Source organism: Flavobacterium soyae, assembly GCF_045348165.1.
GTDB classification, from domain to species: Bacteria; Bacteroidota; Bacteroidia; order Flavobacteriales; family Flavobacteriaceae; genus Flavobacterium; species Flavobacterium soyae.
In genome coordinates, this window is sequence record NZ_CP150845.1 from 3,308,509 (window position 1) to 3,331,407 (window position 22,899).

Here is a 22,899-nt window from a genome sequence, read left to right on the forward strand (position 1 = left end):
TGTATAAATTCATCCCGAGACTTCGGGACTATGTGTTTAAATATTTTTCAACTCAACGAATTAAAATTTATAAGTTATGGTAAGGCTCACATTTCTTGGGCTTCCGGGAAATAAACGCAAGTAATTCTGTGCGCCAAGCCAATAGGTTTTATTTAATAAATTGCCGGCATTTACAGCAATCTGCACATTGCTTTTGCTAGGTTTATAAAATATCGCTGCATCAAAAATGGTAAAATCAGGAAGTGTAAAATCTCTTGTAAACCAAGGAATCTTACTGCTTTGATACTGCATTCCGAAACCAATTCCTAAATCCTGCAAAGCAGAACCTGCTTTAAAGTTGTAACGCGTCCATAAATTGGCACTGTTTTTTGGCGTATTTTGTTTTCTGGCACCAATTAAAGCCGGATTATTGTCTTTTATAATTTCGGCATCGATATAACTGTACGAAGCGTTTACCTGCCAGTCTGGTGTAATATAACCTGCTAAATCGCACTCAAAACCACGGCTTCGTTCTGCACCTCTTGTAACCAATAAATCAGGATTTGCAGGATCATTGGCATTCATTAAAATATTGCGCTGTCTGATTTCATAGATCGCTGCGTTAAAACTCATTGAGTTGTTTAAAAAAGTTGTTTTTATTCCTGCTTCTTTCAAATCACTTTTGAGTGGATCGAATAAACTTCCGGCAGGCAATGAGCCGGTTTGAGGCATTAATGTAACCGTATTCGATTGCGGCTGATAACCTTCGAGATAAGTTGTATAAATATTTATAGCATTATTTACCGCATAAGTAATCCCAACTCTTGGCAGCAAAGCCGTTTTTTTTACTTTTAATTCGTTACTGGTTTCGTAGTTTGTAATATCCTCAAACCATTCGTTTCGCAAACCCAATAAAAAAGTAAATTTTTCCCATTGAATCTGATCCTGAATATAAATGGCATTGGTTGCTGTAAGTGCCGATGGCAGCGCTGTTCTAACGTTCAGCGTATAATCCTCAGGGCTTGTAATTTTGTAAGTTGGATTATTCAAATTAAAATATTCTACATTTGGTTTTGGCATTACAACACCGTCAACTGTAATGGTTTGATAATTTGAGGAATTTGCCAAAACAAAAGTGTTCGCAACCGTTCCGTCTTTTAATAAATAACCTCTTGCCGCGTTTTGTCCGCCGCCTTTGTTTTTGTTCCAGCTGCTTAAATCATAACCCGTTAGTAATTTATGATTGAGTTTTCCGGTTTTGAAATCGAAGTTTAAATAAGCACTCAAATTGTCGATATCCCAATTTTGCTGACGCTGCACAAACTGCATCATCGCCAGATTTGTAACAGGCTGATTGTTTATATCGACCGCAAATGCATTTGTAGTTCTGTGTTCCTGAAGATCTTCTGTCCAGGTTTGTTTCATGTACGATGCATTAAAACCAATTTTAGAACTGAATTTATGGGCAAAATTCGTCATCAAAATCATTTCTTTCGATTTAAAGAAATCACTTGGCGATCCTAGATTTAAGCTGATTGGGGTTTTATTTAAACTTGTTTTTCCGGCAGCGGCACCAAAAATTGGCTGGCCTCTGTCAAGATTTCCGTTCATATCGCTCAAAATCAACTCCGTATTAATGGCAGTTTTTTCATTTGGGATATAACTGAAGGAAGGTGAAATCAAAAACGATTTATTTTTCACTAAATCACGAAATGATTTTGCCTGCTGATATGCACCGTTTACACGATACAAAAGTGTTTTTGATTCGTTTAAAGGGCCTGTAAAATCAAGTGTTCCGTGTAAAGTACTGAAACTGCCCACGCTCATACTGATTTCTTTTCGGTCAACTGCCAAAGGTTTTTTAGTCACCATATTGATGCTTCCGCCCGGATCAACAGAAGAAAATGTCGCACTCGACGGACCTTTTATCACTTCGACACGCTCAATATTGCTGGTTAAAGGCTGTAAAAAATAGTATTGGCGCGTTCGCATTCCGTTGATAATCTGTCCTTCTTCATTTTGGCTGATACCTCGAATCGTATATTGATTGTAATAACTTGCCGGAATTACACCGCTTGCCATTTTTACAGCATCGGCGAGATAAAAAGCGCCTTTATCAGTTATTAGTTCTTTGGTTATGGTTGAAATAGACTGCGGAATATCTTTGTTTAAAGCTGCCGTTTTTGTGGCAGCAAACGAATAATCGCTGGTGTACTTTTTGGTCGAACGTCCCACAATTTCAACGGTTTGCAATTCGTTTTTGGTCATTTTAACAGAATCCTGAGCAATGCTGTCAGTATTTTTTTTGTTAATAGTCTGTGATTGTGCGGACTGCGCGGTGATTATTATAAATAAAAAGAGAATTAAATGTTTCATTTTGGTTTTGATTGGAAATACCTTTTCCTTTAAACGGTTTGTAAATACAAATCTTCGAGCTCATTTGCTGAGATTTTAGCTGCTTCGATTACAGTGACTAAATTTCCCTGTTTCATAATACCAATGTGCGAAGCGACTTCTCTGGCTCTGAAAATGTCATGTGTTGCCATTAAAATTGCCGTTCCGTCGGCAGAAAGCTCTTTTAAAATCTGCGAAAACTCGTTGGAAGCTTTTGGGTCTAAACCGCTCGTAGGTTCGTCTAGTAAAAGCACCTTAGCTTTTTTGGCAATTGCAATGGCGATTCCCACCTTTTGGCGCATTCCTTTAGAATACCCATCCAGCTTTTGATCGTGCGCTGCAGCCTGTAAACCGGCTTTGTTCAGGAAATAAGTTAATTCTCCTGCAGAATATTTGAATCCGGCGAGAGATGAAAAGAACTTTAGGTTTTCTAAACCGGTTAAATTGGGATAAAGCATTACAGTTTCTGGAATGTAGGCCACATGCTTTTTTGTTTCCTGTGTATTTTGAGTAACCGAAATGTTATTGATTTCTAATTCTCCCGATGTTGGCTTGATAAAGCCCAAAAAAAGATTGATTGTAGTCGTTTTTCCGGCGCCGTTTTGTCCTAAAAGCGCAAAGATTTCGCCTTCGTTTATGGTTAAATTTAAGGAATTCAAAGCCGTATGATCACCATACTTCTTGGTGAGATTTTTTGCTGTAAGCATAGTTTTTATGTATTTTGGTAAATTGATTTTGGAAATGATATGGAAATCCCAGGCTTTTACTTTATTTGTAAAGGCTTGATTATGAATATCTAATTTTGAGAAGGGATAATTTACTACAAGAGTTAAAAGGCTGGTTTGAGTCCAAATAAAGGAACCAAACAGCTGTAAAACAGTATTTCTTTTTACTCAATTTATTATATAGGTAAAAAGCTGCTTTTATTTAAATAAGTAAAATGCAGTAAATTAAATGAATGCGGGAGGCGCGCGCAGTGCAAAGAGACTGCCTTTAAAAAATGCAGTATAAACCTTCGAATAAAAGAATTTATAAGAGGTTTCGACCGTTATTTTATGAAATGATAATGCCTGAAATGAATTCGGAATAAAAGTACTAAAGGCAAAATGGCAAATATGACAATTAGCATCAACCGAATGGCTGTGCGTTATTTGTTTTTGTCCGGCGGTAGTTTTGTGCTCACAGTGTTTCTCTGAAGTCTGCCTTAAAATATGTTCGTAGGAGTGAACCGTCTGAAACAGCATGGCGAACAATACTGCAAAAGACATCAGTAAATTTACAACTACGATTTTCTTTTTCATTCAGTGGTATTTCTGCTGCGATATTTAACCTTTTCATTATGAAAGAAACAAACGCAACAGTGTTGCAAATATAAATACTTAATTTAGAAATGCACTAATTTCAGCTTTATATTTTTAATGATTATATTGTAAACTGGCTGTATTTGCTGATTTTACAAATTACTGTACAATAGTTGCAGCGTATGAAAATCAGAAGATCCGTCAAAGTATTTATGCAAAACTTCCTGAAAAACGGGCTCTGTATTTTGAATGCTTGCAAAAAGCGTCATACACGATTGTAAATTTTCAACATCTGGCGTACCAAATATATCTACAGCGTCGAGTTCGTCTTTTTTGACCAATTCTTCTGTTATTTCAATAAGGTGTTTTCCTAAAATTGGGTGTTCGAGAAAAGCAATTGCTTCATCGGCATTTTTAATTTCGTAGAATTTTGATGTATCACTCGAACCCATTCCTTTTATCTGTGGAAAAATAAACCACATCCATGGAGATTTTTTTTTGCCTTTCTTAATTTCATCAAGAGCAGTCAGGTACAATTTGTTTTGAGCGTCTAAAAATCGAAGTAATTCTTTGTTATTGTAAGCCATTCTTTACTTTATTGATTTGGGGGTATCAGGTCATAAAACTACTCAAAATATGTTTAGCTGTATATTACTAAATCCTTTTTTTACTGCTATTTTATTGAAATATTATGAAGAAAAAGTGATTAAAAAAGAACCGTAAAAATTTAGCTGCAAAAAGTAAAATACTCATCTAAAAGTTCATTCAAATTTTATTAGGGCAAAAATTAAATAACAAAATATTTCCTGTTAACAAGCTTGTTTATTGTTATAAATAAAAATTTTTTCTAGATGCTTTGTTGTAATTTTCCTATTTTTATCAAACAGGGTTATTTGCTGCGATATTTTTAAAACAATTTCTTCAATTGTATTTCATCATAGCAATACCCAATTTCTGCTAACGGGTTTCATACTCAAATTAAAAAATAAAATATGAAAATAGGATTAATAGGATTTGGAAAAACAGGAAAATCAGTAGCATCAATATTACTTGAAAATAAAAAATTCTCACTGGAATGGGTTTTAAGACAAAGCAAGGTTTTAGAACACAGATCTGCCCCGGAATTTTTAGGAATTGAATCTAACGAACCCGGATTAATTTATTCAAGTTCAAATACAAATGTTAACGATTTGCTTGAAAAACATCCTGTAGATGCAATCATTGATTTTTCTTCAGATGAGGGGATTTATTTTTACGGAGAATCTGCAGCAAAGAAAAATGTAAAGATTATATCTGCAATATCGCATTACAAGGATAAAGAGCTGAAACTACTTAAAAAACTTGCTGATAAAACAACTGTTTTTTGGTCTCCAAATATTACTTTGGGTGTCAATTATTTATTGTTTGCCGCCAGGTTTTTAAAGAAAATTGCACCTTGGGTTGATATCGAAGTAAACGAAGAGCATTTTAAGAAAAAAGAAGGAACATCCGGAACGGCCATAAAAATTGCCGAAGCGCTTGATGTTGAAAAAGAAAGTATCAACTCGGTCAGAGCAGGAGGAATTGTTGGGAAACATGAAGTTATCTTTGGATTTCCATATCAAACGGTTCGTTTAATTCACGAATCGATTTCAAGGGAAGCTTTTGGAAGCGGCGTTGTTTTTGTCGCTGAGAATTTAAAAGACAAGAAAAAAGGATTGTACAGCTTTGAAGATATTCTATCGCCTTATTTTGCGGTTTAGTTATGCCGCAAAGGCACTAAGTTACTAAGTTTTTTAATCTGCAGTCCCGATAGCTATCGGGACTGCAGATTCGCTAAGTTTTTGTTTCATGCAGATTTTACTGATTAAGCAGATTTTTAAATCATTTTAATCCTTTAATCTGCGGCTTTATAAAAAAACAATCTTCTGTCTTTTCGGATATTTTTTATTTTCCGATGATTTCTTTTCTGTGTAAAGTTCCCCAGTCTTTTAAGGCCATAATAACTTCTCCTAAAGATTTGCTGTGTTCTGTTCGTGAATATTCGACTGTTGGCGGAAAAGTATCATAAACAGTTCTGGTAACAAGTTTGTTTATTTCAAGATCTTTCAGCTCTTTAGAAAGCATTTTATCTGTAATTCCGTTGATGTCTTTAGAAATTTCTTTGAAACGTTTTGGCCTGTCAGACAAAGCAATTAAAATGGGCAGTTTCCATCTTCCGCTTAAAATTTCCAAAGCATCTCTTACAGGCAGCAGTGCCGCCATGCATTCTTGTGGCCTGTAATTTTTTTCGTCTATTTTTTGAGTTTTTACTTCTGTTTCCATATTTATCACGTTACTATCCTCAAGGATAGTGCTATCCTTGAGGATAGTACTATAAAAGAGATAGTAAATGTAGATAAGTTTGTATCGTAAAACAAATAATTTAAACCATGAGCCAGAAAATTCTGCGAATAATTACCAGCACAAAAGGAGACACTTCGTTTAGTAATCAATTATCAAATGCTATTATCGAAAAATTAACAGCACAAACAGAAACTGAAGTACAGACACTTGATCTTACTAAAACACCTTTACCTTATTTGACTGGTGCACATATTAATGCTGTTTATATGCCTTCAGAAGCACATACGCCGGAACAAACAGAAGTATTGAAATATTCTGATGCAGCAATAAAAACGTTATTAGAATCTGATATTATTGTGATTGGCGTGCCTTTGTATAACTTTGGAATTCCTGCAGTTTTAAAAGGATGGATTGATCAGGTTGCAAGAGCAGGCAAGACTTTTAGTTATAGTGCAGAGGGACCAAAAGGGTTAGTAACAGATAAAAAAGTGTACTTATCGATTGCATCCGGGGCTATATTTTCTGAAGGGCCATATAAAAGCTACGATTTCTCTGAGTCGTATCTTAGAGCTGTGTTAGGCTTTTTGGGGATGACAGATGTTACCACTTTCCGTGTAGAAGGAACTGCAATTCCTGATTTTGCAGAAAATGCTTTACCAAAAGCTTTGTCTTCTGTTGAAGAATTTGCTTTTTAAAAAATGGAGAGAAATTAAAAAATCTGCTGGATCTGCCAAATCTGTGTGCAAAAATTACTCACGCAGATCCGGCAGATTTATAAAATGAAATTCAATAATATTATTTCTCTATAATCATGGTGACACCTTGTCCGCCCGCGGCACAAATTGAAATAAATCCTCTTCCGGAGCCTTTTTCATTTAATAATTTTGCCATAACGCCAATTATTCTTCCTCCGGTTGCAGCAAAAGGGTGTGCGGCTGCTAGGCTGCTTCCCTTTACATTTAGTTTTTCCCTGTCGATTGCACCAAGGGTTTTCTTTAAACCTAATTCAGCACTCAATTCCGGGCTTTCCCAAATTTTTAAAGTAGCTAAAACCTGAGCAGCAAAAGCTTCGTGAATTTCATAATAATCAAAATCCTGCAGGTTTAATTCGGCTTTTTCAAGCATTCTGCTGGCTGCAAATAAAGGGGCTAATAAAAGATTCTGCTGATTTTTGACATATTCAATCGCCGCAATTTCTGCAAATGTAATATAAGCCAGGATTGGTAATCCGTGTTCTTCTGCCCATTCTTCGCTGGCTAAAAGTACGCAGGATGCACCATCTGTTAAAGGAGTTGAATTTCCGGCAGTTAAAGTTCCGTGTGCTTTATCAAAGGCAGGATTTAGTTTAGCCAGTTTTTCTATACTGCTGTCTTTTCTTAGGTTATTATCTTTATCAAGTCCGTTAAAAGGCGTAATCATATCATCAAAAAAACCTTCATCATAGGCTTTTGCCATATTCAAATGACTTTTAAGCGCCAGATTGTCCTGATCTTCCCTTGAAATTTTATAATATTTTGCTGTAATTTCAGTATGTCCGCCCATCGAAAGCCCGGTTTGAGATTCTTCATTACGTGGAACTAAAGGGCTAAAATCTTTTGGACGAAGTTTTAAAAACAATTTAATTTTTTCTCCCAATGATTTTGCCTGTCTGGCTTTAAGTAAAGTTTTTCTCAATTTTTCACTTACTGCAATTGGCATATCGCTAATAGAATCAACTCCGCCGGCAATTCCGGATTCGATTTGGCCAAGCGCAATTTTATTGGCAATATAAACAGCACTTTCTATTCCTGTGTCGCAGGCTTGCTGTAAATCGCAGGCTGGGGTAGCAGGATCAAGAGCCGTTTTCATAACACATTCTCTAATTAAATTGCTGTCGTAAGTATGTTTAATTACAGCGCCTCCGGCAACTTCACCTAATAATTGGCCTTTTAAATTGTACTTATCAATAAGTCCGTTTAAGGCTGCGGTCATCATTTCCTGATTTCCAGTTTCTGCGTAAGCGGTGTTAGCTCTTGCAAACGGAATTCGGTTATAACCCACAATGGCAACTTTTCTAACAGTTTTGGTAGTATTCATCTTAAAAAAATTATTTCTGACGATTCATTTTAAGCTTAAAGATAAGCAGAGTTTATTATTAATTTGTTATTTAAACGAGAATATTAGTTCATTAAACGTTATTTTAAGGGTGTTTGTCTATAATTCCTTCTTTTTATTTAGAATGATTAAAAATAATTTGGAAAACAGAATATTAGAAATTACTTTTGCCAAATAAAACTTAAAATATTACTAAAATGAGTATAAATATCATTAAGAAAGTTTGTTTTTTGATGGTTCTTTTGACTTCACTAAACGCGATGAGTCAGGAATTAGGAAAAGTAAACGGAAAAATTTCTTTAAGCGGTAATGAACCGGCACCAGGTGTTTCTATAGTTCTTAAAGGCACCAGATATTCGGCAGTTACAAATGACAATGGTCAATATGAAATTAAAAATGTTAAGCCGGGTTCATACACCATTAGTATTCGTGCAGTTGGAATTCACGCCGTTGAAAATACAATCGTAGTTACTGCAAAGCAGACTACAACAAAAAACTTTGCACTTTCTGAAAGTCAGGAAGATCTTGATGAAGTTGTTATTACAAAAAATAAATACAAACAAGATAAGCCTTCATTGTCATTACGTCTTCAGACTCCGGTGTTGGAAATTCCGCAAAACGTACAAATTGTAAGCGGACAAACTTTAAAAGATCAGCAGATTACAAGTATGAGCGACGGTGTTATTCGTAATGTGAGTGGTGCTGTACGTTTAGAGCATTGGGGCGATTTATATACGAATATTACAATGCGTGGTTCGCAGATTCAGGCTTTCCGTAACGGATTTAATGTGGTTTCTTCTTTCTGGGGACCATTAACTGAAGATATGAGTTTTGTTGACCATATTGAATTTGTAAAAGGCCCTGCAGGTTTTATGCTTTCAAGCGGTGATCCAAGCGGACTTTATAATGTGGTTACTAAAAAGCCAACCGGAATTACTAAAGGTGAAGTTACTGCAATTGGCGGAAGCTACGATTTTTACCGGGTAAGTCTTGATCTTGACGGAAAATTAGATAAAAAAGGAAAATTACTTTACAGATTTAACGGAGCTGCTCAGAATAAAGGCTCTCACCGTGCTTATGAGCACAATAACCGTTATGTAATTGCTCCGGTAATTTCATATCAAATTGATGATAAAACGAAAATCTCTGCAGAATATAATTTCCAATATGCAAATATGACTGAAGTTGGTTCTTATTATGTATTTGGCCCTGTATCTGGCGGGTATGCAACACTTCCGGTAGGGTTTACAATGACACAGCCAGGACTGCCTGATACAAATATTCAGGATCACAGCGGTTACCTTACATTCGAACACAAGTTTGATGATAACTGGAAACTTACTGCACAGACTTCTTACTTTAAATACATTCAGCAGGGTTACAGTTCTTGGCCTGGTGTTGTTGGACCTGGTGATGTTGACAGAGATTTTAACGGAATTCCGGAAGGAACTATTGGAGAAGGAGATATAATCAGAAATGTTGGTATCTGGGATGCAGAAAGCAATATGTACTTAGGACAGATTTTTGTAAACGGAAAATTTAATACAGGATCTGTTACTCATAAAGTATTAGGTGGAGTAGATTTAGGAAACAAAGATTATATGGCAGATTGGGGACAATCTCACGATCTTGATACAGTTGATAATCCATTTAATGTATATAATCCAAATTATGGTACGCCATCTAACGGGTTTCCTGCTTTTGATCATGAAACTCCACTTAGTAAAAGAGCAGGCGGACGTATGAGTTCAGAATATGCTGCGAGTTATATTCAGGATGAACTTGGCTTTTTTGAAAATAAACTGAGATTAACTCTTGCAGCGAGATATACCTGGATCAATCAGTCAGCTTGGGGAGATACCCAGGAAGACAGCCACATTACGCCTCGTGCCGGACTTAGTTTTTCTATAGATCCAAGTACTGCCATTTATGGATTGTACGATCAGGCTTTTACACCCCAATCAGGGATTACACAAAATGGAGATCCAATAAAACCTCTTACAGGAAGTAATTTTGAGTTTGGTATTAAGAGAGACTGGTTTGACGGGTCATGGAGCACTACGCTTGCAGCATACAGAATTCTAAAAGAAAATGAACTTACCTCAGATCCAAATAATAAGCCAAATGAGGTATATAAGGTTATTTTAGGAAAAAAGAGAGCCGAAGGTGTTGAATTTGATGTAAGAGGAAAATTATTCGACGGTCTTAACCTTATTGCCAACTATGCTTTTACAGAATCTATAGTTCTTGATTCTAATGTTTCGAGTATTAGGGAAGGTTCTGTTGTACCAGGTTACGCAAAACATACTGCAAATGCATGGTTAAACTATACAGTTCAAGGCGGTGCGCTTAAAGGTTTTGGTGCTTCTATTGGAGGATCTTTCCTTGCAGGGCGTCAAACTGATACCTGGAGTGAAGGTTTAGAAAAACTTCCAAACTATTTTAGACTTGATGGTGGTTTATCTTATGAAACAGGTAAATTTAAAGTTACCGGAAACGTATTTAATATCTTAGACAAATACCTTTACAGCGGCTCTTACTATCAATGGTTAAATGCTTACTACTGGCAGACAGAACAGCCAATTAACTTTAGAATTGGAGTTACTTATAAATTGTTTTAAATTTTTTAGTTACAAAGGTTCAAAGAGACAAAGTTTCAAAGTTTTTGAATCTTCCAAGAAAATAAAAAATCCGTTTAATCTGTGTAATCTGTGGCAAAAAAAGCCCACGGATTTAACGGGTTAAACGGGTTTTCACAGTTTTATTTATACATTCGATTAAAACAAACCGGCGTAAATCCGTTTAATCTGTGGCCTAAAAACCACACAAACTATTACCCTTTCTTAATCAAAGGAATTAATTTTGTTCCAATAAGTTCTATGGCGTTCATTAATTGTGAATGCGTTAATCCGGCATTGTCCATTTGGAAAGTAAATCTTTCAACTCCGCCGAGTGCTTCGCTGTGGCGTAAAATTTTCTCTGCAGCTCTTTCAGGACTTCCCACAATTAAAACACCAAGGTCATCAATTAAACCATTGAATTTGTCTTGTGTAACCGGAGGCCAGCCGCGTTCTCTTCCTAATTTTGTCCACAATTCAGCATAACCCGGATAATATTCTTCAATTGCTTTTTCGGTCGTATTTGAAACATATCCCGGCGAATGCAAGCCAACTTTTAATTCGTGTGGTTTAAAACCAGCCGTTTTTCCGGCCTCGCGATATAAATTAATCAAAGGTTTAAAACGGTGCGTTTGTCCGCCTATAATAGCAGCCATTAAAGGTAAACCTAAACTTCCGGCCCTGATAAAAGATTCGGGAGTTCCGCCAACTCCAAGCCAAATCGGCATTTTTTCCTGTAAAGCCCTTGGATAAACCGGAAGATTATTTAATTCCGGACGAAATTTTCCGTACCAGGTTATAAACTCGTTATCTCTAATTTGCAAAAGCAATTCGAGTTTTTCCTTAAAAAGTGCATCATAATCATTAAGATCATATCCAAAAAGGGGATAAGCTTCAATAGCAGATCCTCGGCCTGCAACAATTTCGGCTCTTCCTTTCGAAATCAAATCCAATGTGGCAAAACTTTGATAAACCCTTACAGGATCAGCGGCACTTAAAACCGTTACCGCACTGGTCAAACGTATATTTTTTGTTCTTGCAGCCGCGGCACTTAAAATTACCGCTGTTGCCGAATCCAGAAATTCTTTTTTATGATGTTCCCCAATCCCGAAAACATCCAATCCAGCCTGATCTGCAAATTCAATTCTCTGCAGGAGTTGTTCCATTGCATCAACACCGCTCAGGGTATTGTTGTCGCCATACATTGCCGAAGCAAAACTATCGATTCCTATTTCCATTTTTTTTAGCTTTAGGCTTTAGGCTGTACGCTTTAAGCTTTTTTTAGAGAGCTTATAGCTTACGGCATAAAGCGTATAGTATTTTTTTTGGGCTTTAAGCTTTAGGTAATAGGCTTTAAGCTTTTTTGAAAAGCCTATAGCTTACAGCCTAAAGCCTACAGCAACATATTAATGAGAAAATCCAAATGAAATACTGGTTATAATAATCAGAATAACAATCAGCGTAATAATAACATACAAATAATCTTTCTCGATCAAAAAAGAGAAAAGAGAAAGTAAAACCCTGAAAACAGGGGTTAGAAACAATAATATAATTCCAAAGAAAATCAAAAATTCGCCGCTTCCTGAAATTACCCCATTAACAACTGCTGTAATAACTTCAAATATATTTCGGTCATTTTCTTTAAAAACAGAATAATCTTCAATGTCATTTCCGTGATGCATTAAATAAACAATTCCGCCAATAAAAGCTACTGATAATGAAATCCAAACACCATAGCGCAATAAATTCCCAATAATGGTTTGAAAACTTTTTTCTCCAAATTTTTCGTGCGTCATAACTTTAGATTTTTCCATTAATTCCGTTATAAACCATATTAACTGCTAACACAAAAATTAAACAGGCGAAAAATATTCTAAGTTTTTTAGGATTTGTTCTAACCAAAATTTTTGCTCCGGCCATTGCGCCAAATAAAACGCCAATAACAACCGGCATACAAATTCCGGGTTCGATATACCCTTTTTGAATGTAAATTACAGAACTCGCCATTGCCGTAACTCCCATCATAAAATTACTGGTTGTGGTAGAAACCTTAAACGGAATTCGCATAATATTATCCATTGCGATTACCTTAAAAGCACCAGAACCAATTCCGAGTAAACCAGACATCATTCCGGCAATTCCCATCATGCTGAAACCGCCAATAACGTTTTTGGTCCCGTAGCTTACCACTTGTCCGTCATGTGTTGGATAAGTTCCCTGAAGTTTTAAGTTTTTTGCCAAAGGACTTGATTCTAAAACAATATGCTCTTCTTTTTTGCGAAGCGAATTTATAGCCGAAAAAATTAATGTAAGTCCGAATAAAACTGCTATAAATGAAGTAGGAGCGATGGTGGAAAGTAAAGCTCCGCAAACGGCTCCGATGGTTGTAGCGATTTCCAGAAAAATTCCGAGGCGCATATTAGTAATTCCTTCCTTAACATAAGCCGCCGCAGAACCCGAAGAAGTCGCAATTACCGAAACTAAAGCGGCTCCAATTGCATAATGAATATCAACATCGAGAATAATAGTTAGAAGTGGAATAATAATTATACCGCCTCCCAGACCTGATAATGAACCAATAAAGCCTGCTAAAAAAGCCCCAAGAAGCATTATCAGAGTAAAGGTAAGTATTGTCATTTAAGATATGTTTTTGTATCTGCTAATTTACGAATACATATTTGTCCGTGATAAGTTTACGACCTTAAATATACCTTAAAAATGTTTTTTGAATTATGAATTATGAGTTACGAACTTTGTCAAAGTTATGGCGACTGCGACAGCGACATACTTTTATATTCTATTATCAACTGCAAAAGATGTTTTTCCGATATTGGCAAGCAATAAGGCGGCCGCTGCACTCGTCCAAACCGAATAATCAAGAGGCGCTTTTACCGAAACTGAAACAGCCATTGAAAATGCAAAAAGAAACAGTAAAAGGGCAGTTCCTAAAGCGGCAATTCTAGTTTTAAAACCGAATATTAATAATAGGCTTAGTAAAATTTCGAAGAAAGTTGCGATACTGCCTAAAATTTCTGCTGTGGCCTTGTTGGCAAAAGAATTAAGTGTTTGTGTATAAACGACAAAATTTTCCCAATTTCCCCATGCAACACCATTTGAACCGGGTGCGCCCCAAAGTCCAAATCGATCAGCTACCGCTGAAAGCATTGTGATTGCTAAAACTATTCTTAAAATTAAACCTGCTTCTAATATGGTTATGTTTTTCATTCTGATTATTAATTTTTATTTCAATGTCATTAAACGAATTTCTTTTGAAAATTAAGGAAAAATCGTCCGGTTATTTTTTAATAACGGCAGAATGATCGTCAAATTGTTTAAAATAAACGATAAAATGCCAAAAAAGGGATTAGAAGATTAATTCTATCCCTTTTTGGTTTTAAATATGGAATTCTTATTTCAATGTTGTTTTAATTACAATTGCAGCTTGCTGAACCGCAGTTTGTATAGCAGGAACATTTGCAATTGGGTTTAAAAGCCCGTAATCGTGAATCAATCCGTTGTATCTTGTTAAGGTAACAGGAACTCCGGCTTCGTTTAATTTTCTTGCATACGCTTCACCTTCGTCTCTTAAAACATCATTTTCGGCAGTTTGAACCAGTGCAGGAGGTAAGCCTTTCAATTCTTCTAAACTTGCTTGCAGCGGTGAAGCATATTTTTCGGTTCTTTTAGCAGTATCTGGCAAGTAATTATCCCAAAACCATTTCATCATGTTTTTAGTCAGGAAACGTCCGTTGGCATATAAATTATAAGATTCAGTTTCAAAATTAGCATCCGTTACCGGCCATAATAAAACCTGCAGTTTAATATGAGGACCTTTTTTATCTTTTGCCATTAAAGTAATTGCTGCAGACATATTTCCTCCAACACTGTTCCCCACAACAGCCAGGTTTTTACCATCTACACCAATTTCTTTTCCATTTTCGGCTACCCATTGCGTTGCTGCATAAATTTCATTGATTGCAACCGGATATTTAGCTTCAGGAGAAGGTGTATAATCTGGGAAAACAGCAACTGCACCACTTTCTACAACTAAATCTCTCACTAATCTTCTATGCGTTGGATAATCTCCTAAAACCCATCCGCCGCCGTGAATAAATATAAATACCGGAGTATTTGCTTTTGCGCCTTTAGGTTTTGTAATATGAATTTTTACTTTTAAACCGTTTTGAGAAATTACTTTTTCAGATTCTTCGATACCAGAATAATCAACTTCTACAGATTTTTGTGCACCAACTAATACGTTACGTGCGTCTGTAATAGATAATTGTTCTAAAGGTTTTCCGTCACCTGAATTTAATGCATTTAAAAAGCCTCTGACTTCTGTAAAAATTTCCGGGTCATTTTGTCCCTTAAATTGTCTTTCTTGTGCTGAAGCAATTGTATTTACAATTAACAATGCTGCAATAAATAAACCCTGTTGTAATACTTTAATAGTTTTCATATCTTTTGTTTTTATCATTTATAATTTGATAGGACAAAGATATGGTGGTAATAAGGCTGTAAAAATAGACAAAAGTCTATTCTAATTGTACATTTTTCCCTTGAAGGTATTTTTTCTTGAAATTTGATGGAGTATCTCCAACTTTATTGGTAAAAAGCCGGTTAAAATAAGCCGGATCTTCATATCCGAGCTGATAGGCAATCTCTTTGACACTTAATGAAGAATACCCCAAAAGCCTTTTGGCTTCCAGAATAATGCGGTCTTTAATAATATCGTTGGGCTGCGAAAGTTCTAAACGATTGAATTTGTTCGAAAGCGTTTTGGGTGCAACGCCCAGTATATCGGCATAATCGGCAACAGTATGTTTGGTTCTGAAATGAATTTCGACCAATCGGCTGAAATCTCTAAAGAAATCCATTTCCTTAGATGGTTCATCATTCAAAACACCCAACTGCTGTATTTTCCAGATTCGGGTTGCTTTAATAATAAGCTGTTTCAAATACGTTCGGATCATTTCTTCCTGAGAAGAATCGGGAGCGTCAAATTCTTCCTGAATCTGACTGTATATACTTTCTACAAATAAAACCTCTTTTTCAGGCAGCGTTGTCATTGGCATTTCAAAAATATTATTGAATAACAATCCGTCGCAGGCAACTTCGGCATCATGAATCTGCACACAATAAAAATCACGGTTGTAATACATGAAATAACCTTGCTTTTTTCCTTCTTTATTAATTTGTAAATATTGATTACTGTTTATAAAAAACAGGGAAGGGCTGTAAGTTCTATATTGTTTAAAATCAATTGTTATTTCATAATCTTCGGGTAAATACAAGACCTTAATATAAACTTTGTAACCATCACCATTAATTTCCTCAACAGTTTCCCGATTTAGAATTAAAAATCCCAGTTTTTTATAATTCGATTCAAATATTTGGTGGTTCATCGAGCCTGTTTTGGTTTAAAAATACTAATTTTCTTTGGCAGAGCCGAATTTTAATTTGGACTTATTTGTAGATGTTCGAGTTTTTTCCCAACCAAAGTTTTTTCTCCAACAACTTTAAATCCGAGTTTTAAATAGAGATTTTTTGCCAGCGGATTATCTTCTTCAACCAATAATCCTAATGTCTGTTTGTTTTTATGGACATATTCGGCAATTAAAAACCGAAGTATTTTTGAACCAATTCCTTTTCCCTGATGATTCGGATTTACACCTAATGAATCGATATAAAATTCTCCTGCTCTTGTTTCAGGTTCGGGATCAAATTCAGGATTAAAATTCGTTCTGACATGTTTTATTATTGATGTGCGTAATTCTTCTATATCAGAACCGTTGTAAATATTTACTGCGCCGGTGATTTCGCTATCGGCTTTAGCCACAAAACAATTTTGATACGAATATTGGTTATTTTCTCTTTCTACAAAATACTGAAGAAAGTCTTTTGCAGCAGCATAATCTTTTTTAGCAATAAACTTGTAAATGATGTCCTCCATTGCCAATAATAAAATAGGAGCAATGTATTTTGAATCGGATATATTGGCTTTACGGATATTCATTTTAAAGAGATTTTAAAGCAAATTTACTTTTTAAAAATGTTTTTCACGCAGATTTAAAAGAGATTTAAGCAGATAAACGCAGATCTTTTTTAATCTGCCTAAATCTGTAAAATCTGCGTGAAATAAAAACTTAGCGTCTTAGTAACTTAGAATCTCAGAACCTTTTCAAATTGCTGAATTTCTACCAATATAAAATAAAAATATACCACTTTTAAGAATCAAACCCCTCGTATCTTTGTTAGTATATTTTAATTAAAAATTTAAAAAACGATGAAAGCAATAGGATTCAAATCATCATTACCCATAGAAGAAAAAGACAGTTTTATCGAATTTGAAACTGTGAAACCAATACCCGGAGCGCACGATTTATTAGTAAAAATTGATGCAGTCTCCGTAAACCCGGTCGATTTTAAAATTCGCCAGAGCGGTGCAAAAGATACCGTTCTTGAAACCCCAAAAATTATTGGCTGGGATGCTGTGGGAATTGTTCAGGCAGTTGGCGAAAAAGTAACTTTATTTGAAGTTGGTGATCCGGTTTATTACGCCGGAGATTTAACGAAACAAGGAAGCAACGCAGAATTTCAAATTGTTGACGAAAGAATTGCAGGCAATAAACCAACATCATTAACCAATGCAGAAGCTGCCGTTATTCCGTTAACAGGTTTAACAGCTTGGGAAATTCTTTTTGACAGAATTAGAATAAATCCTGAAAAAGACAAAGGAAAATCAATCTTGATTATTGGAGGTGCCGGCGGTGTTGGTTCTATCGCCATTCAGCTATCAAAAAAAATTGCAGGATTAACGGTAATTGCAACCGCTTCACGTCCTGAAACTATTGATTGGTGCAAGAAGCAGGGTGCCGATTTTGTTGTAGATCATAAAGATTTAATTTCTTCTGTTAGAGAAGCTGGTTTCCAGCATGTAGATTTTATTTTAGATTTTGTTGATACGAATGCGTATTGGGATATTATGGCAGAATTGATTAAACCTCAAGGACACATTGCCTCTATTACCGGAAGCGCTGAACCTGTTGTTTTAAATAAACTGAAAGGCAAAAGTGTTTCATTTTCATGGGAATTGATGTACACACGTTCGATGTTTCAAACAGAAGATATGATCGAACAGCATCATATCTTGAATAAAATTGCCGATTTATTAGACGATGGTGTTTTAAAAACGACTTTAAAAGAAACCTACAAAGGACTTTCTGTTGAGAATCTTAAAAAAGCGCATCAGCTTTTAGAGTCTGGAAAAACGATTGGAAAAATTGCGATTAAATATTAAAAGTATTTTTAGGAATTAAAGAAATCTCATTTTAAAGAAATGGGATTTTTTAATAAAAATTCTGTAAGTCTACCCTTAAATTATATAAAATATTCCATTTTTAATTATTGATATTTACTAGCTATAACCCAAATTAATTTAATCAATGACTACTATGAAAAATTTAAAGTATATTTTCATTCTTTCGGGGGTATTATTTGTTTTTAGCTGCAACAATAATGATAACAATGGCAGCCCTGAAAATGGAGGCGGAACAGTAACTGATCCTGTAGAAACTAATCCAGCAAATTCACAATATAAACCTGCTTTTTCAGGTCAGACCAGAATTAACGGAATGACTACCAATACAGAATTTAAAGCCGATATTATTACATCGGCGCTTACCAGCCCGTGGAGCGTGAAAGTTCTTCCTGACGGCCGGCTTCTGGTAACTCAAAAAACAACGGGAACATTACGTATCGTTACAACCGGCGGAGTGGTTAGTGCACCAATTACAGGTCTGCCGGCAGTAAACCCTGCTAATCAGGGAGGTTTATTAGGTTTATGCCTTGATCCTGATTTTGGAACAAACAGAATGGTTTACTGGGTGTTTTCTGAGGCTGTAACAGGCGGAAATATTTCGGCTGTTGCAAAAGGAAAATTGGCAAACGACGAAAAAACAATAGAAAATGCTGTAGTAATTTATCGTTCAAGTCCTGCAAATCCAAGTGATTTACATTATGGCGGACGTATTCTATTTGACCAAACCGGGAATCTTGTTGTAAGTACGGGAGAGCGTTCTGTATTGCAAACAAGGCCTTTGGCACAATCGTTAACGTCAAGTCTTGGAAAAGTAGTCAGAATTACAAAAGACGGACAGCCTGCAGCTGGAAATCCAACTTTTAGCGGGACAAATGCTCTTCCTGAAATATATACTTATGGACATAGAAATCCGCAGGGACTTGCTGTGCATCCGGTTACGAAAGAAATTTGGCTGAGCGAACACGGGCCAAGAGGCGGCGATGAAATTAACCGTCTTAAAGCAGGAGCAAATTATGGCTGGCCGACAATTACATACGGAATTGAATACAGCGGACAAGTTGTTGGCGATGCTATTCAGCAAAAAGAAGGAATGGAACAGCCGGTTTATTACTGGGATCCTGTGATTTCTCCAAGTGGTATGACTTTCTATACCGGAAATCGTGTGCCAGAGTGGGAAAATAATCTGTTCATAGGTTCATTAAGCGGAACCCACATTGCCCGACTTGTAATAAAAAATAATAAAGTGGCTGGTGAAGAAAGGCTTCTTGCAGGTGAAGGCCAGCGTTTTAGAGATATTACACAAGGTGCTGACGGTGCTTTATATGCTGTAACAGATCAGGGAAGACTTTATAAAATAGATAAGAAATAATTATTAATTGTTAATCTATTGCTGAAAAAAAAAATAAACCCTATATAAAAATAAAAATTATAGGGTTTATTTTTTTATTATGCTTGATCTTGATTTGATTCAGAACATTGAGCTTTGATAAGCTTTTATTATTATTCAATTGTAAGTGTCATATTGGGTACTACAATATCTCCGTTGCTTCCGCTATATCGCTGGGCAAAAACTTCGATATAATCATTGTTAACTAATTCTGTGGTTGCATTTAATGGCAGTACAATAATATCATTTGCAGCCAGTCCTCTTCCGTAAACTTTATATTGACTTATTGCAGTTCCATTTTTAGCAATATAAATGATGTATATACCGGCAGCAGGTACCTGAAAAGAGATAGATCCTCCAACCTGGAAAATTCTTTTCTTTTTTCCCAGATATCGTAATCGATTTGCAGCATCAGTTGAAAATCTAAATAAATTCGAATATGTTGTAGAAGGTGTTCCTGAGCCTACTTTTACTATATTACTTGGATTAGCACCATTTGTAAAGCTGACTCCAAGACCGGATCCAACAGCATAATCCATAGAAAAATCGGCTGTAGCACTAGCATCAGTTTCTGTTGGTATTCCTGCAGATCTTACACTCCAGCTATTATTAAAATTAAATCCTGTATACGTTCCCGTTGTATAGGCTTTTACATATCCTGCTGTGTTTGTACCAGTAAAAACAACAGATTCTAATACTGCATCTCCAGTGATAGTAAGTCCTGATGTAGAAACATCAAATCCTATCGCAGTACCGTCGACCTGGCTAAAACCTCCTTGTTTTTCTACTAATGTAAATGTTCCGGTTAGTTTTTCGTAAGTACCTGTATTATTGCCAAACCAGCCCATATTACTTAATAGCAGCTGCGTTATATTGTTGTAAGTGATTCCGGTTGTATTTCCTGAAAATTGAACAATACTAAGAAAAACCAATCCAAAACCAGATATTGTTCCTACACTGGCTGAGTTGGCAACTATACAGTCCCTAAAAACTAAATTTTGAGCTGCCGAACCACTCAGGTTAAAAATACTTCCGGTTGCGGCTCTAATGGTAACGTTTTTAATATTCCCGCCTGTAGCACCTTCAAAAATATTTCCCGTAGTTCTAAGTATAATATCTTCAGTAGAATCTAAACCTTGAATATAAGCATTATTGAGGTCGATAGGATGATCAAATATAATGAGGCCATTTATTTCATACAATGTATTGGAGCTTAAAAGGTATTTAGTCCCTCCGCCGTTTGACAGTTCAGTTGCGAGAACAGTTGCTAAGTTATCTGCAGCTTTTATACGTTTAAAATTTACTCTTGGACTTGTACCACTGCTCATTACTAACCATGATGTTGAACCCGAAGAATAATGGTAAAAAGCTTTTAAATCAGTATCATAGACAATTAATCCGTCAGCAGGAGAGGTTATTGCATTTCTTTGGGCAGTTGTCATTCTGGGAGCCAGCATTCCCTGACTTGTCGATGCTATATCTAACACAGAACTTGCATCAGGTGTAACTGTTCCAATTCCTATTTGTGCATTTGTAAAATATGATAAAAAGAAAAGAGTAAGTATTAATAGTGTTCGGCAATTTATTGAGGCTGTATTTTTCATAATTTCAGGTTTTTGTAGGTTGAAAATCAAAAAAAAACATTATTAATTTCCTGCATTTGAAATAATTACTTTTTGAGATATTTTTTTATTCTCAGCAGTTAAAAATGTCGCAATATAAACTCCGGAACTTAGACCTGATGTAGAGAAACTATAATTTTCTTCAGCACCCAGATTCTTTTTAGATCGTACCGTTTTGCCAGAAATATCGTAGAGATGAAATGATTTGAATTGGATTAAATCAGGGTTGGAAGCTTTTAATGATCGGGCTGCATTATCCTGCATAATGAAAAAATTATTTTTAGTTTCTTCACTTGTACCCAATCCTTTGTTTGTGAAAGTAATTTTAAATCGGTCGGGATATACGCCCTGTGGAATTGTGACTTCATAATTCCCGGTTTTAATATTGTGAAAAGACCCATCTGCAGCATCATATAAAAATATATTTTGCGAAGGATCGAAGTTTATAACTTCAGGGATATAAAACTTAAGTGTTGTATTGGCGGCTGCTTTTACCGTTAACGGAATTTGTTTTGTAATGTCAAAATTAATGCCCTGTATCACATAATTTTTTCCTTCCAGTAAAAAGAAGGCATCATTAGGAAAGTTATTGTCCATACTTAAAGCATCGATACCCTTATCAATACCATCAGTAGCTTCGGGTAAAAAAGCAAGGGCAAGCTGTCTTGTAAATTGATTGTTGATAATGGCATTTATCCTGATATGAGGAATATCATTAGATGCTTCTGCTTCTTCATTTTTAGCAGTTTCTCCACTTTTAGCAGTAGTTTTGTTTCTTGCAGGTTTTTCAAAATGCGACAAACTTTCGCCTTCTTTATAAAATATTCGATACGAATTTCTAAACGTTACAGTGCCATCTGCGGCTCCTTTAATTACAAAACCCTGCCCGATAGGCGCATATTTACGCTCACGCATAAGTCCGAATGTGGTTCCAACGTTATTTAGTGAACCATCGCCATTATAACTATTAAAAGTGGCAGGAACATAAATACCGTTTGAACCTAAAGTTCCGGGTGAGTAAGTGGCATATCCGCCTCTGTAAGCCGCAATTAAATGTGAATTTACAGTTTTGTCCTGTTCCCAGAAATAAGCAATTCCGGTACAGGCATTATTTAAAGGATCTAATAAAAAAGCATTTAAATGTAAAGCAGACGGGTATGGATTTCCTGTTAAAGTTGAGGCATTGTTTGCTCCAACCGTAACAGTAATATTGCCATCATTTGGTTTTCCTCTAAAATCATAGCGTTGTGCACCTGTGCCGGGATTATTTACAATTCCCGTTCCTTCCGGATCTACAGCGTCAGACCCGCTGGTGCCTTTCATCGTAAAACCTTCACCTGGCGCTATTGTGGTTGTAGTTCCGACCTGAACCCATTGCGAATAACTATTGGCATTGGTAAGTTTATAAATCCATCGCGATGCGATTGAGAGCGGATTTGCACTTCCGTCATAATTTGCTAATGGAAGAATTGTTGCGGGAGTCGAAGCCGTTGAGGTTGTTGGCCTGTTTAGCATCGTAATGCCAAAATTCTGGTTGCCGGATGCTGCCACATTGATGCCTACTGGAGAACACCAGTAATTGTAGTCAAAATTATCAGCAGTTCCTTCCTGGTAAATAGACACAATTCCGGTTCCAACATTAGTTGAAGTTCCTGTTGTACCTTGTACCAATTGAGATAAATTACGCAGATACAAGTTTGAGTTTGCTGCTAAATTTATATCCTGCTTCACGAAAAGCACCTGGTTTTTTACATACACGGGAGTACTGGCGCCAACATAAATCTGTCCAAAACTTTGAATAGAAATTATATAAATTAGTAAGGTAATCTTTTTCATAACTTTTATTTTAATTAAAAAT

The 22,899-nt window shown here is 35.9% G+C and carries 20 protein-coding genes; 5 read left to right on the forward strand and 15 right to left on the reverse strand.

Annotated features, from left to right (window positions below; all coding sequences use genetic code 11):
* Positions 1-60 precede the first annotated feature (60 nt).
* The 4 genes from AABD74_RS14195 to AABD74_RS14210 all read right to left on the reverse strand — a co-directional run bounded on the left by AABD74_RS14195 (position 61) and on the right by AABD74_RS14210 (position 4,261).
* Positions 61-2,355 carry a TonB-dependent siderophore receptor gene (locus AABD74_RS14195; protein ID WP_406843263.1) on the reverse strand — a complete coding sequence of 765 codons (2,295 nt, stop codon included), beginning with the start codon at positions 2,353-2,355 and terminating at the stop codon, positions 61-63.
* 29 nt (positions 2,356-2,384) lie between these two features.
* Positions 2,385-3,080: an ABC transporter ATP-binding protein gene (locus AABD74_RS14200; RefSeq protein ID WP_406843264.1), complete on the reverse strand. Its 696-nt coding sequence runs from the start codon at positions 3,078-3,080 to the stop codon at positions 2,385-2,387.
* Between the two features lie 243 nt (positions 3,081-3,323).
* Positions 3,324-3,674: a hypothetical protein gene (locus AABD74_RS14205; protein WP_406843265.1), complete on the reverse strand. Its 351-nt coding sequence runs from the start codon at positions 3,672-3,674 to the stop codon at positions 3,324-3,326.
* A 152-nt stretch (positions 3,675-3,826) separates the two neighbouring features.
* A complete protein-coding gene (locus AABD74_RS14210; protein WP_232682942.1) occupies positions 3,827-4,261 on the reverse strand; it encodes a DUF1810 domain-containing protein in 435 nt (144 codons plus the stop codon).
* 405 nt (positions 4,262-4,666) lie between these two features.
* On the opposite strand from AABD74_RS14210, the gene AABD74_RS14215 reads away from it, so the two are divergent.
* Positions 4,667-5,416 (forward strand): dihydrodipicolinate reductase C-terminal domain-containing protein, encoded by a 750-nt coding sequence (locus AABD74_RS14215; protein ID WP_406843266.1) that lies wholly within the window; start codon positions 4,667-4,669, stop codon positions 5,414-5,416.
* A gap of 184 nt (positions 5,417-5,600) precedes the next feature.
* On the opposite strand, the gene AABD74_RS14220 is transcribed toward AABD74_RS14215, so the two are convergent.
* The gene (locus AABD74_RS14220) at positions 5,601-5,978 is read right to left on the reverse strand and encodes a helix-turn-helix domain-containing protein (protein WP_232682944.1); all 378 of its coding nucleotides are present in this window, start codon (positions 5,976-5,978) and stop codon (positions 5,601-5,603) included.
* A gap of 107 nt (positions 5,979-6,085) precedes the next feature.
* On the opposite strand from AABD74_RS14220, the gene AABD74_RS14225 reads away from it, so the two are divergent.
* Entirely contained in the window at positions 6,086-6,694 is a 609-nt protein-coding gene (locus AABD74_RS14225; RefSeq protein ID WP_232682945.1) for an FMN-dependent NADH-azoreductase, read from the forward strand.
* 100 nt (positions 6,695-6,794) lie between these two features.
* Here AABD74_RS14225 and AABD74_RS14230 read toward each other — a convergent pair whose 3' ends face one another.
* Positions 6,795-8,075 (reverse strand): acetyl-CoA C-acetyltransferase, encoded by a 1,281-nt coding sequence (locus AABD74_RS14230; RefSeq protein ID WP_406843267.1) that lies wholly within the window; start codon positions 8,073-8,075, stop codon positions 6,795-6,797.
* Positions 8,076-8,290: 215 nt separating this feature from the next.
* Here AABD74_RS14230 and AABD74_RS14235 point away from each other — a divergent pair, with 215 nt between their 5' ends.
* Positions 8,291-10,714, forward strand: coding sequence for a TonB-dependent siderophore receptor (locus AABD74_RS14235; RefSeq protein WP_406843268.1), 2,424 nt, complete (start codon positions 8,291-8,293; stop codon positions 10,712-10,714).
* 212 nt (positions 10,715-10,926) lie between these two features.
* On the opposite strand, the gene AABD74_RS14240 is transcribed toward AABD74_RS14235, so the two are convergent.
* From AABD74_RS14240 to AABD74_RS14270, 7 genes are all read right to left on the reverse strand, one after another.
* Positions 10,927-11,949, reverse strand: coding sequence for an LLM class flavin-dependent oxidoreductase (locus AABD74_RS14240; RefSeq protein ID WP_406843269.1), 1,023 nt, complete (start codon positions 11,947-11,949; stop codon positions 10,927-10,929).
* A 168-nt stretch (positions 11,950-12,117) separates the two neighbouring features.
* Complete coding sequence (locus tag AABD74_RS14245) at positions 12,118-12,525, reverse strand: DUF1634 domain-containing protein (protein WP_232682950.1); 408 nt, start codon at positions 12,523-12,525, stop codon at positions 12,118-12,120.
* On the reverse strand, positions 12,512-13,348 hold the full coding sequence (locus tag AABD74_RS14250; protein ID WP_232682951.1) for a sulfite exporter TauE/SafE family protein: 837 nt from the start codon (positions 13,346-13,348) through the stop codon (positions 12,512-12,514). Before AABD74_RS14250 ends, AABD74_RS14245 begins: the two co-directional genes overlap by 14 nt.
* 153 nt (positions 13,349-13,501) lie before the next feature.
* Positions 13,502-13,936, reverse strand: coding sequence for a DoxX family membrane protein (locus tag AABD74_RS14255; protein WP_232682952.1), 435 nt, complete (start codon positions 13,934-13,936; stop codon positions 13,502-13,504).
* Between the two features lie 184 nt (positions 13,937-14,120).
* Complete coding sequence (locus tag AABD74_RS14260; protein WP_406843270.1) at positions 14,121-15,170, reverse strand: alpha/beta hydrolase; 1,050 nt, start codon at positions 15,168-15,170, stop codon at positions 14,121-14,123.
* A 76-nt stretch (positions 15,171-15,246) separates the two neighbouring features.
* A complete protein-coding gene (locus tag AABD74_RS14265) occupies positions 15,247-16,116 on the reverse strand; it encodes a helix-turn-helix domain-containing protein (RefSeq protein WP_406843271.1) in 870 nt (289 codons plus the stop codon).
* A 50-nt stretch (positions 16,117-16,166) separates the two neighbouring features.
* Entirely contained in the window at positions 16,167-16,727 is a 561-nt protein-coding gene (locus AABD74_RS14270) for a GNAT family N-acetyltransferase (protein WP_406843272.1), read from the reverse strand.
* Between the two features lie 270 nt (positions 16,728-16,997).
* On the opposite strand from AABD74_RS14270, the gene AABD74_RS14275 reads away from it, so the two are divergent.
* Both AABD74_RS14275 and AABD74_RS14280 read left to right on the forward strand, forming a co-directional pair.
* Complete coding sequence (locus AABD74_RS14275) at positions 16,998-18,011, forward strand: zinc-binding alcohol dehydrogenase family protein (RefSeq protein WP_406843273.1); 1,014 nt, start codon at positions 16,998-17,000, stop codon at positions 18,009-18,011.
* Positions 18,012-18,165: 154 nt separating this feature from the next.
* Positions 18,166-19,401, forward strand: a complete 1,236-nt coding sequence (locus AABD74_RS14280; protein ID WP_406843274.1) for a PQQ-dependent sugar dehydrogenase — start codon at positions 18,166-18,168, stop codon at positions 19,399-19,401.
* A gap of 131 nt (positions 19,402-19,532) precedes the next feature.
* Here AABD74_RS14280 and AABD74_RS14285 read toward each other — a convergent pair whose 3' ends face one another.
* Both AABD74_RS14285 and AABD74_RS14290 read right to left on the reverse strand, forming a co-directional pair.
* Positions 19,533-21,023 carry a hypothetical protein gene (locus AABD74_RS14285; protein WP_232682958.1) on the reverse strand — a complete coding sequence of 497 codons (1,491 nt, stop codon included), beginning with the start codon at positions 21,021-21,023 and terminating at the stop codon, positions 19,533-19,535.
* A 42-nt stretch (positions 21,024-21,065) separates the two neighbouring features.
* Entirely contained in the window at positions 21,066-22,877 is a 1,812-nt protein-coding gene (locus AABD74_RS14290) for a T9SS type A sorting domain-containing protein (protein ID WP_406843275.1), read from the reverse strand.
* Positions 22,878-22,899: the final 22 nt, after the last annotated feature.